The organism is Rhodococcus sp. WAY2 (genome assembly GCF_009859915.1).
Classification (GTDB): domain Bacteria; phylum Actinomycetota; class Actinomycetes; order Mycobacteriales; family Mycobacteriaceae; genus Rhodococcus_F; species Rhodococcus_F oxybenzonivorans.
Genome location: NZ_CP046572.1, coordinates 1,438,243 through 1,450,188, shown reverse-complemented (window position 1 = coordinate 1,450,188; position 11,946 = coordinate 1,438,243). Strand labels below are relative to the sequence as shown.

The following is an 11,946-nucleotide window of genomic DNA, read 5'->3' as shown; positions in this document are numbered from 1 at the left end:
GAAGCATGCCCGCAGCACGGGGCGCCGGCGATCCTCTGGTGGGGTTGGCCGGGTTCGCCCACGCCCTCGCAGCCGCGGGACTGCCGGTCGCGTCGGACGCCGTCTCCGCGTTCACCCGGGCGCTCCGCGAGGTGGAAGTGGGCAATCCCGAACAGGTGTACTGGGCAGGTCGCGCGACACTGTGCCGCGGTCCCGACGACATCCCCCGGTACGACTCGGCGTTCGCAGCCTGGTTCGGCGGTACCGTTCCTGCCCGTGTGCCCCGGTCCGGGGAACTGCCTCGCCGGGCCCGAACCGCCGCCCTGACCACGACGGACGGCGGCGACACCGGTGGCGACGCACCGCAACTGCGGGTCGCCGCGGATGACACCGAGGTATTGCGCCACCGCGACATCGCCGACCTCACCGCGGCCGAACGCGCGCACCTCGCCGAGTTGATCGCCGCCCTGCGCCCGCGGCCCCCGACCCGCCCGGCCATCCGGATGCGCCCGGCCCGCCGGGGGACGGTGGACCCGCGGCGCACCGTACGGGGCATGCTCGCGGCGGGCGGCGAACCGGTGCGGCCGAGCCTCCACCGCAAAGCCACCCGGCCACGCCGGATGGTGCTGCTCATCGACGTGTCCGGATCGATGAGCCCGTACGCCAACGCACTGCTGCGTTTCGCGCACGTCGTCGCCCGCGGCAACCCGGGCGGCACCGAGGTGTTCTCGCTGGGCACCCGCCTGACCCGGCTGTCCCGGGCGCTCCGGGTCCGCGACCCGGAAGTGGCGCTCGCCGCGGCAGGCCGGGCCGTGCCCGACTGGGCGGGCGGCACCCGTCTCGGTGAGACGCTGCGCGCGTTCCTGGACCGCTGGGGCAGGCGGGGCGTGGCCCGCGGCGCCGTCGTAGTGATTTTCTCCGACGGCTGGGAGCGCGGGGACCCCACGCTGCTCGCAGAGCAGATGGCACAGTTGCGCCGGCTTGCCCGCACCGTGCTGTGGGTGAATCCGCACGCAGGCGCGGACGGTTACGAGCCGGTGCAGTCGGGGATCGCGGCCGCGCTGCCGTACGTCGATCGTCTGCTCGCCGGCCACAGTCTCGCGACACTGCAGGAACTGCTCGAGGTCGCGCGCCGAACGTGACCGATCCGGAACGGGTTCCACGATTTCGGGTGTTGTTCGCGCTTCATCGGCGCAGAGTAGGACGTATCACCTGAGGCTCCCGGCTTTGGAGGCGCGATGCGCATCACTGTCACCGTCGACGGAACGAAATACACGGACGAGGTGGAACCACGACTACTCCTCGTCCACTACCTACGGGACCGGCTCGGCAAGGTCGGCACCGTCATCGGCTGCGACACCGGCAACTGCGGGGCGTGCACCGTTCACCTGAACGGTCACAGCGTCAAGTCCTGCTCGGTGCTCGCCGTGCAGGCCGACGGCGCCGACGTCCTCACCATCGAGGGACTGTCCCGGAACGGGACCCTGCACCTGGTGCAGCAGGCGTTCCGCGACAACCACGCCCTGCAGTGCGGCTACTGCACGCCCGGCATGATCATGCAGACCCTCGACCTACTCGCCGAGGAACCCGACCCGGACGAGCGGACCGTGCGGCTGGGGTTGGAAGGCAACCTGTGCCGCTGCACCGGATACCAGAACATCGTCAGCGCGGTGCAGGATGCGGCGCAGCGGTTGCGCGGCGGCAGCACCACCGAAACACCGACGACGGCGGATGCACCGAAGACCGACACCGCGCAGGGAGGTGTGCGATGACCGCCACCGCCGAACCGGAAATCGGGAAGGCCCGCAAGCGCAAGGAAGACGAGCATCTGGTCACGGGCCGCACCCGCTGGACCGACAATCTCGTGCTGCCGGGTATGCAGCACCTGGCGATTCTGCGCAGCCCGTTCGCGCACGCCCGCATCACCGGTGTCGACGCCACCGCCGCCCGCGAGATGCCCGGTGTCGTCGCGGTCCTGACCGGCGCCGATCTCGCCGCCGAGCAGGGCAGCCTGCCGTGTGCCTGGCCGATCACACCGGACATGAAGTCACCGCCCGCCCCGTCCCTCGCGGTCGACAGGGTGAACTTCGCCGGCGAGGCCGTCGCTGTCGTCGTGGCGCGCAGCGCGTACGAGGCGCACGACGCACTCGAGGCGATCGACGTCGAGTACGACGAACTGCCGGTCGTGCTGGATCTCGCGGCCGCGGCCGCCGACGGCACCGACCTCGTGCACCCGGATCTCGGGACGAACGTCAGCGCCACCTGGACCTTCGACTCTGCGGAGGCAGGCACGGGCGGCGACGTCGAGCAGGCCATCCGCGACGCCGAGGTACTCGTCGAGCGCACGTTCCGGCAGCAGCGGCTGATCCCGGCGTTCATGGAACCCCGCTCGGTGGTGGTCGACCCGACCGGCGCTCAGATCACCATGTGGTCGGCCACACAGATCCCCCACATCCTGCGGCTGATGCTGGCGATGACGCTCGACATACCGGAGCACAAACTGCGCGTCGTCGCCCCGGATGTCGGCGGCGGTTTCGGCGGCAAACTTCAGGTGACGCCGGAGGAGGTCATCGCGCTGCTCGTCGCGCGACGACTCGGCAAGCCCGTCAAGTACACCGAGTCGCGTAGCGAATCGATGGTCGCGGCGCATCACGGGCGCGACCAGATCCAGAAATTGACACTGGCCGCCCGCCGCGACGGCACCGTCACCGGAATGAAGGTGGAACTGCTCGCCGACATGGGCGCGTATCTGCGCCTGGTCACCTCGGGGGTGCCGATCCTGGGCGCGTTCATGTTCAACGGCATCTACAAGTTCCCGGCGTATCACTTCACGTGCACCAACGTGTTCACCAACAAGGTGCCCACCGACGCCTATCGCGGCGCGGGGCGGCCGGAGGCGACGTTCGCGATCGAGCGGATGATGGATGAGCTCGCGACCGAGTTGTCGATGGATCCGCTGGAACTGCGGGCGAAGAACTGGATTACCCACGAGGAGTTCCCGTTCGACACCGTCGCGGGCCTGACCTACGACTCCGGCAACTACGAGGCCGCCACCGAGCGCGCGCGGGAGTTGTTCGACTACGACGGTCTCCGGCGCGAACAGGCGGAGCGACGCGAGCGAAAGGACCCGGTGCAACTCGGCATCGGGGTGTCCACGTTTACCGAGATGTGCGGTCTGGCGCCGTCGCGCACCCTCGGCGCCCTGGCCTACGGGGCCGGCGGGTGGGAACACGCGGCGATCCGGATGCTGCCCACCGGCAAGGTCGAAGTGGTCACTGGTTCGTCGGCGCACGGCCAGGGACACGAGACCGCGTGGAGCCAGGTGGTCGCGGATCAGCTCGGGGTTCCGTTCGAGGACGTCGAGGTGCTACACGGCGACACCCAGACGTCGCCGCGTGGCATGGACACGTACGGTTCACGGTCGCTGGCCGTCGGGGCGATCGCGGTGGTGAAGGCCGCCGAGAAGGTGATCGCGAAGGCCCGGCCCATCGCGGCGCACCTGATGGAGTGCGCCGAGGACGATCTCGAATTCACCGAGGGCCGATTCCGGGTGAAGGGCACCGAGAAGGCGGTCGGCATCGCCGACGTCGCGCTCGCCGTTTTCGCCGCGCACGATCTGCCCGACGGGGTGGAGCCGAACCTGGACTCCGAGGCCACGTACGACCCGGAGAACTTCTCGTTCCCGCACGGCACGCATCTGTGCGCGGTGGAGGTGGACACCGAGACCGGGAAGGTCGGCATCCGGTCCTATGTGTGCGTCGACGACATCGGGCACGTGGTCAACCCGCTGATCGTCGAGGGTCAGGTGCACGGCGGACTTGTCCAAGGCATCGCGCAGGCCCTGTACGAGGAGGCGGTGTACGACGAGTCCGGCACTCTGCTGTCGGGTTCCTTCGCCGAATACCACGTACCGTCCGCGGCGGATCTGCCGAAGTTCACCACGGGCCGCACCGAGACTCCCGCCACCGGTAATCCGCTCGGCGTCAAGGGGGTCGGTGAGGCGGGAACGATTGCATCCACCCCGGCCGTCGTGAATGCCGTCCTCGACGCCGTCCGCCAGTTCGGGGTGCGTGACATCGCGATGCCCTGTACACCGATGCGGGTCTGGAACGCCATCCGGTCCGCTCAGGGAGGTGCCCGATGATTCCGTCGACCTTCGACTACGTAGCCCCGACCACGGTCGAAGAGGCGGTGGCCGCGCTCGCCGAGGCAGGGGACGACGCCAAGATACTCGCGGGCGGCCAGAGCCTGCTGCCGGTGCTGCGGCTGCGCTTGTCCTCGCCGAGCACTCTCGTCGATCTCGGCCGGATCGGCGAGTTGCGCGGTGTGCGCGAGGACGGCGACAGCATCGTGATCGGCGCGATGACCACGTATTACGACATGATCCGCGAGACGCTCGTCCAGGAGCACGCGCTGCTGCTCGCCGAAGCGACCCGCACTGTTGCCGATCCGCAGATCCGGCACCGCGGCACGCTGGGTGGCGCTCTGGCGCATGCCGATCCGGCGGGCGACCTGTGCGCACCGGCACTGGCACTCGACGCCACCCTGACCGCGGTCGGTACCGCGGGCAGGCGGAGCATTCCGGTCGCCGACTTCTTCGAGGGCTACTACACGACGGCACTGCACCCGGACGAAATACTTGCGGATGTGCGGATCCCGAAGCATACCGGCTGGGAGGCGCGGTACGAGAAGTTCAACACCGTCGCGGAGGCGTGGTCGATCGTGGCGGTGGCCGCGACGATTCAGGTCGACGGCGGCACGATCCGCCAGGCCCGGGTGGCGCTGACCAACATGGGCTCCGTGCCAGTGCGGGCTCGCGGCGTCGAGGACGCGCTCGTCGGCAAGGCCGCCGATCCGGAGTTGATCCGGGCGGCCGCCGAGCACGCGGCCGAGGGCACCGACCCGGTCACCGACGGTAACGCCGACGCCGACTACCGCAGCCACCTCGCGAGAGTGCTGACCCGGCGGGCCGTGGCGACGGCGGTCGGCGTCTGAACGGGCGCGGCAGCCGTCAGGGCCGCGAGTCGCGGCCGGCTTCCACCGCCTGCTCGGTGGCGTCGCACACCACGACCGGGTGCGGGTCGACGACGTTGTGTAGCTCGAACACCGGAAGGTAGCGGCCCGCATCCGGTCTGCGTACTTTCAGTCGCACTCGTTGGTGCCGCATCAGATACAGGGCAGCGCCGAGGCCGCTGACCAATGAGATGACACCGCCGATCACGAGGGGCGCACGCGGGTCGAGGACGTCGGCGAGCCAGCCGAGGACCGGACTGCCCAGCGGAGTGCCGCCCAGGAAGCAGAGCATATAGATACCCATCACCCGGCCCCGCATCTCCGACGGCACCGACATCTGCAGAATGTTCATCGCCGCCGTGGTGAACGTGAGGGTGAGCGCCCCCGTGGGCACCAGCATGACGGCCACGAGGAGGTAGGTGGGCATGAGCCCGACGAGAATCTCGAACGCGCCGAACGCTGCCGCGGCACCGAGGAACGTACGCAATCGCGGCGGTGTCCGGCGCTTCGCGGCGATCGTGGCGCCCGCGAGCGTGCCGACGGCCAGGGTGGTGGACAGCAGCCCGTAGGCGTCCGCGCCTTGCCCGAAGGTGTTGCGGGCGAGCACAGCCAGGCTGAGGGCAAAGTTCAGCCCGAACGTCGACACCAGGAACACGGCAATCATGAGCACGCGCAGATCGGCGCGGCCCCACACATACCGAAAGCCCGCCCGCACCTGCCCTTTACCGCGTTCCGCGGGCGGCGCGGTGAACAGTTCCCGCGTATTCATCATCACCAGCGCGACCAGCACCCCGGTGAACGTGGCTGCGTTGAGGAGGAACACCCAGCCCGTGCCGATGAGGGTGATGAGCACCCCGGACACCGCCGGGCCGATGATGCGTGCGGTGTTGAAGGTCATCGAGTTCAGCGCGATGGCATTGGGAAGGAAATCCCTGCCGACCATTTCGATGGTGAACGATTGACGGACCGGTGCATCGATCGCGGAGGCGCAACCCAGCACGAAGGCGATGAGGTACACGTGCCACAGCACGACCACCCCACCCACGTCGAGCAGGCCGAGCACCAGGCCGCACAACGCCATCGCCACCTGAGTGGTGATCAGGATTCGCCGCTTGTCGTAGCGGTCGGCGAGCACGCCACCCCACACGGACAGGAACAGGGTCGGCCCGAACTGCAGTGCCATCACGATGCCCACCGCGAGGGCGTTGCCGTCCGACAGGGTCAGGACGAGCCAGTCCTGCGCCACCCGTTGCATCCACGTCCCGACGAGGGAAACGATCTGCCCCGAGGCCCACAACCGGTAGTTGCGGGTATGCAGGGCGGCGAACATTCCGGTCTTCTGCCGGGCGGGTGAGGCGGCGTCAGGTTCGGGTGGCACCGTTCCATCTTGCTCCCGACGGCCGAAGCGCCTGCGCTCCGGTGCGGCTACTCGGAGTCGGCGACGATGGCCGTGATGATGCCGACCGCGTCGCGGAGCGTTTTCAACTGGTCCTCGTCGAGTCCGGACAGCCGCTCGTTCATCCAGGCTTCACGGGCGTGCGTCTCGTCGGCGATCAACGCGTGACCGGCATCGGAGAGGGTGACGATGATCTGGCGGCCGTCGGTGGGATGCGCTGCACGCTCGACCAGTCCGAGATCGACGAGCGAGGCGATGACCCGGGTCATCGACGGCGGCTGAACCTTCTCACGGGCGGCGAGATTGCCCGGCGTCATGGCTCCGTCGCGGGCAAGGGTGGCCAGCGCGGACAACTGGGTGAGCGACACCTGGGCGTCGACGCGCCGCCCACGCAGATGACGCGTGAGGCGCACGACGGCCAAAGAGAGGTCGCTGGCGAGTGCGCGCGTATCCGTGGTCACGGGAATGACAATACGGGACCGATGGGCCGTCGTTTACGTTACTGCGTCGGTGATCGGGCCCACCGCGAAGTACGCCACGAACAGCAGTGCCACCACCCACATCAGCGGGTGAATCTTCTTGACACCGCCGCTCGCAGCGTTCAGGACCACCCAGGATATGAAGCCGACACCGATGCCGTTGGCGATCGAGTAGGTGAACGGCATCACGACGATGGTGAGGAACGCGGGCAACGCGATCGAGAACTTCGAGAAGTCGATGTCGCGGACCTGGCCGATCATCATGGCGCCCACCACAACCAGGGCTGGTGCGGCCGCCTCGATCGGCACCACCGAGTACAGCGGGGTGAGGAACATCGCGGCCAGGAAGAGCAGTCCCGTCACGACATTCGCCAGGCCGGTGCGCGCGCCCTCGGCGATACCGGATGCGGACTCCACGAACACCGTGTTGGACGAAGCGGATGCGCCACCTCCGACGATGGCGCCGGTTCCCTCCACGACGAGCGCCCGCCCGATGTTGGGCAGGTTGCCCTCCTGGTCGGTGAGACCGGCTTCCTTGCCGAGTCCGGTCATGGTGCCCATGGCGTCGAAGAAGTTGGCGAGCACGAGAGTGAACACGAGGAGGCTCGCGGCCAGCACGCCGATGCGGACGAAGGCGCCGAAGAGGCTGACGTCGCCGACGAGGCTCAGGTCCGGGAGTTCCGCGACGACATCGGGAGCCGCGGGCACACTGAGGTTCCAACCGTTCGGGTTCACTCCGAGCGACGGGCCCACTCCGGCGACCGCCTCGATGATCGCCGCCAGCACCGTGGTGACGACGATGCCGATCAGCAATCCACCGCGCACCTTGCGGACTACCAGTACGCCCATCAGCAGGACACCGAACACGAAGGTCACTGTGGGCCAGGAAGAGATGGATCCGTTGATGCCGAGTCCCACGGGGACCGTCGTTCCGGCGGCGTCGGGAATGCGTCGCACGAATCCGGCGTCCACGAGGCCGATGAACGCGATGAACATCCCGATGCCGGCGGCGATCGCGGATTTCAGTTCGGGCGGAATGGCGTTGAACACCGCGGTCCGGAAACCTGTGAGCGCCAAGACGACGATGATGATTCCGTCGATCACCACCAGGCCCATCGCCTCCGGCCAGGTGACCTGCGGCGCGATGGTGACGGCGAGGAGACTGTTGATACCGAGGCCCGCCGCGATCGCGAAGGGATAGTTGGCCACGATGCCGAAGACGATGCTCATCAGCCCGGCCACGAGGGCGGTGACCGCGGCCACTTGGTTGACGGGGAGGATGTTGCCGAGGACGTCCGTCTTGGCGACGGCGTCGTCCGCGGAGAAACTGCCGAGAATCAACGGGTTGAGGACCACGATGTACGCCATCGCGACGAAGCTGACCACACCGCCACGAATTTCCGTGCCCACCGTCGAACCACGTTCGGTGATCTTGAAGTAGTTGTCGAGCAGTTTCGGAGCTGCACCCATGTTCTCAATCCCCATCGCCAGAAGTCGCGCGTCGCTACTGGAGATTAGGGCACGGCGACGAGGGTAGCGTTCTTTCGGTGAACGAGTCCGCAGACCGACAGCCCCTCACCCGGCGCCTCGCCGACCCGCGACCTGCACTGATCCTGGGCACGCTTGCGTGGGTTGTGGCGATGGTCGTGGTGATCGTCACGGGCGACCGGTGGGCGGATGCGTTGCCGACGTGTATCGCGGGCGTCGTCGTCGGATTCCTCGGCTACGGATTGTTCGCGCTGCAGCGGCGGGCGGCGAGGCGCGGCAGTCGGGGGGCACAGCAGGGTCTGCTCTAGTGGCACAGCAGGGCCTGCTCTAGGTGCGGGTGCGGGCGGGTGAGCGGGTCAGCAGGATCCAGAAGGCCGCCCACAGTGCCCCGAAGACCCAGCCGGCGAGGACGTCGGTGATCCAGTGCGCCGCGAGGTAGACCCGCGACAGCCCGACCATCAGCGTGTAGAGCCCGAGCAGGGTCAGCGCTGCCGCGCGGACATGAGGAAGCACGACGAGGCGAACGACCACGGTGCCGACGACACAGGCCAGGATGGCGGTCATCATGGCGTGGCCGGACGGGAACGAGTAGGTCGAGATGTCCACCAGCCGTTCGGGGAGCGGTGGTCGGTCGCGCCGGAACAGTTGTTTCAGGCCGCTCATCACCGCCCAGCCGGACAGCATCGCGCCGCCGACGAGGAGGGCGTCCCGTCGGCGGTCCTGCCGCAGCAGGGTGACGGTGAGTACGACCGAGATGATCCACGCGGCGACGGTTCCCCCGCTGTTCGTGATCGCCGTGACGAGGTCGACCAGCCACAGCGGCCGGTCCTCGATCACCCCGTTCAGGACGCTGCTGTCAACGGGCATCGGGCACACCCCAGGTGGCTGCCGCCCAGGACTCGGAGACGTGTGTGGTGCCGTCTTCGTCCACCCACCACGGAGCGGTCACTTCGGCGTCGAGGGCACCGGTGAGCGATACGGTGAGCTGCGGATGAACCACGACCTTGCCGTGGGGCAGGGGCCGGCCGATGCTGACGTGGGCGAGCACTGCCGTCGGTTCGAGTTCCCACGACACCGGGCGGCCGGTACTGGTCACGACGCTCCGCACGGCCGCGGAGGCGGTGGCGACATCGAGCAGGTCGGCCAGTGCCTCACCGGTGTCGAGGGCCCCGGCGACCAGACGGTCGTGCGGGACTGCGGCGGACAACCACGGCTTGTCGAGCACCAGCGCCGCGCCGGCGTCGATTACCGCGCCGGTGACGGCGCGCACCTGGTCCGGCAGGTGTAGTTCGTCGAGGTCGAGGACCCCCGCAGCAGCGGCCGCGCCCAGCAGGGTGTGCGTGCGCACGATCACCGCCGGGGATGGCTGCCGCCGGGAGTCGGCGAGACGATCGAGGAGTAGCTGCGCCAGTTCGGGAGAATCGACGGCGGGTGAGGCGAGCGCCGCGGCGAACACGGCCGATTCCGGATGATCGACGGCGTCCAGTAGCCCGGTGAACGTGTCGTCGCCCGGTTCGCGGAGCAATCCCAGGGCCTGGCCGTCCAGTTCGGCGTTGTGCCGTAGCCACCACGCCGTGTAGCCGCCGCGGTCCGCGAGCAGTGGGCGGGTCGACGGATCCGTCGCGAGCATGGTCAGAGCCGTCGCCCAGCGGTCCTGGTCCACGAGGTCGAGGTCACGTACGGCGTCGATCGTCTCGGGATCATCGTCGAGTGTGTCCCACCAGCGGTTCTCGTCGTCGAGGTCGTGATCGGGCCCGGTGGGCAGTTCTGCGCGCAGCACGGTGAAGCCCCAGCCCACACCGACGGCACGTAATGCCGTCTCGCCCACCCGCTCGGCGAAAGCCGGGTTCACCGACGCGAACGGCGAGTCGTCCACCAGAACCGCCGCGAGAGGTGCACCGGGTAGGAGCAATTCGTCGGCGCCGCGCAACTCGCCGTCGATGTCGGGCAGAAGGAGTTCGCCCACCCATGACGGCAGGGCACCGGGCTCGGCGTGTGCGGCGAGCGCGAGCACCACGGTGGACAATTCCTCTGCCGCCACCACGTCGTCGTCTTCGAGGTCCTCGATCTCGGCCCGCAGCGCCGGGTCGGACAGCAGGTCGACGGCGGTCGCGGTCTTGGCGCCGAGCCTCGACAGCAGCGGGTGCGCCGCCTCGGGGTGGACCAGCCGCGTCCAGTCGACACCGAGAACGTCTCCGATGTCGTGACCCAGCAATACCGTTCGCGGCCCGGTCACCGTGCGGCCGTCCGACAGCGGCACGGGAATGGAGGCCAATTCCTCGGCCGCGAGTGCGTCGACGGCCAGAGGTTCGAGCGCCGCGTACAGGCGAGCCCACCACGTCGGCTCGCGGTCGATCCCGCTGAGCAGTTCGGCGATGCGGGCGAGTCCGATCCTGTGGGTGTCGACGGCGGCCAGAGCGGGCGCCCAGCGCGGGCCCGACAGTTCCGGCACTACCAGGCCGTCCACGATGTCGGCGAGGAGTTCGGCGAGTTCGTCACTGAGTCCGGGTACGACCGATGCCCGGTTGGGCGCCCTGTCCTTACCGCCGACTGTGGGAAGCCACGGTTTCTCCCGCAGTTCGGTCAGGAGCTGTTCTCGCAGAGACGAATCGACCTCGCTGCGAGCGAAACCCGGCAAGGGGACCAGCGCCAGTCGTTGTTTCGGGGGCAACGCCGCCACGAAGTCGGCGTAACCGACCGTCACCTCGGGAAGCGATACGCCGGGCAGCACCCGCCGCCGATCGGGCTGCATCGCAATGTCCGCTATCAACATTGCCGGGATCGACAGTTCCTCGTCCGAGCGAGTGGGGGCGCGCAGGACGTCGTCGGCAGAGGGGCGCACGACGCCGTCGACCACGCGGACCAGCCACCGGGCCCGCCCGGATTCGAATTGCCACCAGTGGTCGTCGCCGATGGCGATGTCGGTCAGCCCGGATGCCAGTGGATGCTCTCGTCTTCGAAACTCCCTGCCCGCCACGGTGATCGACGCCAGGGAGGGAAGCTCGAGCAGCAGGTCCGGCGCCTCACGGGCCATGTGAGCCAGCAACGCAGTCGCGTCGACGGTGTCGCGCAGGGTCAAGACGACCTCGGACGTCGCACCCGCGACGGGACGGTGGTCGGTAGGCCACGCGAGGCGCAGCGCCGGAACATCGGCACCCGGATCGGCGCCGTCGAACTCCGCGAGCGCAGATCGCGTGCGCCGCGAGGAGAAGGCGACCGAACCGGACGTCGAGCGCAACTCCACCTCGTCGCTCACCGACAACACCGCGGTGAAACCGACCCCGTAACGGCCGACCGTGCCCGCCGACTTGTTCGACGCGCGGAGGGCGACGAGAGCCTGCACCCCGGACTCGTCCAGCGGCGCACCCGTATTGGCGACGCTCAGCACGCGCCCGTCGAGACGCACCCAGAGCTCACCGGGCACGCCCGCGCGCGCTGCCGCGTCGGCGGCGTTCTGCGCCAGCTCGGTCAGCAAGCGGTCGCGGTAGCCGGCATGGACGAGATCGGACTCCGCGGCGGCGTCTTCCCTCAACCGGGTGGGTGAGGTGCGCCACGCGTGCAGCGTCGAGTCCCGAAGGGCACCCGTGCCGA

At 68.9% G+C, this 11,946-nt stretch carries 10 protein-coding genes; 5 read left to right on the top strand and 5 right to left on the bottom strand.

What is annotated here, in order from left to right; all coding sequences use genetic code 11:
• Positions 1–5: 5 nt before the first annotated feature.
• The 4 genes from GFS60_RS06815 (at position 6) to GFS60_RS06800 (ending at position 4,974) form a co-directional block, all read left to right on the top strand.
• Positions 6–1,121: a vWA domain-containing protein gene (locus GFS60_RS06815; RefSeq protein ID WP_159919873.1), complete on the top strand. Its 1,116-nt coding sequence runs from the start codon at positions 6–8 to the stop codon at positions 1,119–1,121.
• A gap of 96 nt (positions 1,122–1,217) precedes the next feature.
• Complete coding sequence (locus GFS60_RS06810) at positions 1,218–1,751, top strand: (2Fe-2S)-binding protein (protein WP_159919871.1); 534 nt, start codon at positions 1,218–1,220, stop codon at positions 1,749–1,751.
• Positions 1,748–4,123: a xanthine dehydrogenase family protein molybdopterin-binding subunit gene (locus GFS60_RS06805; protein WP_159919869.1), complete on the top strand. Its 2,376-nt coding sequence runs from the start codon at positions 1,748–1,750 to the stop codon at positions 4,121–4,123. The genes GFS60_RS06810 and GFS60_RS06805 overlap by 4 nt, the downstream gene beginning before the upstream one ends.
• Positions 4,120–4,974, top strand: a complete 855-nt coding sequence (locus GFS60_RS06800; RefSeq protein WP_159919867.1) for an FAD binding domain-containing protein — start codon at positions 4,120–4,122, stop codon at positions 4,972–4,974. The genes GFS60_RS06805 and GFS60_RS06800 overlap by 4 nt, the downstream gene beginning before the upstream one ends.
• Before the next feature lie 16 nt (positions 4,975–4,990).
• Here the strand turns inward: GFS60_RS06800 and GFS60_RS06795 are convergent, their stop codons facing one another.
• The 3 genes from GFS60_RS06795 to GFS60_RS06785 all read right to left on the bottom strand — a co-directional run bounded on the left by GFS60_RS06795 (position 4,991) and on the right by GFS60_RS06785 (position 8,337).
• On the bottom strand, positions 4,991–6,322 hold the full coding sequence (locus tag GFS60_RS06795) for an MFS transporter (protein ID WP_159926939.1): 1,332 nt from the start codon (positions 6,320–6,322) through the stop codon (positions 4,991–4,993).
• A 95-nt stretch (positions 6,323–6,417) separates the two neighbouring features.
• On the bottom strand, positions 6,418–6,849 hold the full coding sequence (locus GFS60_RS06790; RefSeq protein WP_109327398.1) for a MarR family winged helix-turn-helix transcriptional regulator: 432 nt from the start codon (positions 6,847–6,849) through the stop codon (positions 6,418–6,420).
• 33 nt (positions 6,850–6,882) lie between these two features.
• Positions 6,883–8,337, bottom strand: a complete 1,455-nt coding sequence (locus GFS60_RS06785) for an NCS2 family permease (protein ID WP_159919865.1) — start codon at positions 8,335–8,337, stop codon at positions 6,883–6,885.
• 77 nt (positions 8,338–8,414) lie between these two features.
• On the opposite strand from GFS60_RS06785, the gene GFS60_RS06780 reads away from it, so the two are divergent.
• Complete coding sequence (locus tag GFS60_RS06780; RefSeq protein WP_159919863.1) at positions 8,415–8,663, top strand: DUF2530 domain-containing protein; 249 nt, start codon at positions 8,415–8,417, stop codon at positions 8,661–8,663.
• Positions 8,664–8,682: 19 nt separating this feature from the next.
• Here the strand turns inward: GFS60_RS06780 and GFS60_RS06775 are convergent, their stop codons facing one another.
• Both GFS60_RS06775 and GFS60_RS06770 read right to left on the bottom strand, forming a co-directional pair.
• A complete protein-coding gene (locus tag GFS60_RS06775) occupies positions 8,683–9,222 on the bottom strand; it encodes a phosphatase PAP2 family protein (RefSeq protein ID WP_159919861.1) in 540 nt (179 codons plus the stop codon).
• Positions 9,212–11,779: an ATP-binding protein gene (locus GFS60_RS06770; RefSeq protein WP_159926937.1), complete on the bottom strand. Its 2,568-nt coding sequence runs from the start codon at positions 11,777–11,779 to the stop codon at positions 9,212–9,214. The genes GFS60_RS06775 and GFS60_RS06770 overlap by 11 nt, the downstream gene beginning before the upstream one ends.
• Positions 11,780–11,946 lie beyond the last annotated feature (167 nt).

Excerpts from the sequence above, each read along its gene's own strand:
- GFS60_RS06805 (WP_159919869.1), top strand. The coding sequence starts at position 1,748 with ATGACCGCCACCGCCGAACCGGAAATCGGGAAGGCCCGCAAGCGCAAG.
- GFS60_RS06810 (WP_159919871.1), top strand. The coding sequence starts at position 1,218 with ATGCGCATCACTGTCACCGTCGACGGAACGAAATACACGGACGAGGTG.
- GFS60_RS06775 (WP_159919861.1), bottom strand. The coding sequence starts at position 9,222 with ATGCCCGTTGACAGCAGCGTCCTGAACGGGGTGATCGAGGACCGGCCG.
- GFS60_RS06800 (WP_159919867.1), top strand. The coding sequence starts at position 4,120 with ATGATTCCGTCGACCTTCGACTACGTAGCCCCGACCACGGTCGAAGAG.
- GFS60_RS06785 (WP_159919865.1), bottom strand. The coding sequence starts at position 8,337 with ATGGGTGCAGCTCCGAAACTGCTCGACAACTACTTCAAGATCACCGAA.
- GFS60_RS06815 (WP_159919873.1), top strand. The coding sequence starts at position 6 with ATGCCCGCAGCACGGGGCGCCGGCGATCCTCTGGTGGGGTTGGCCGGG.
- GFS60_RS06795 (WP_159926939.1), bottom strand. The coding sequence starts at position 6,322 with ATGTTCGCCGCCCTGCATACCCGCAACTACCGGTTGTGGGCCTCGGGG.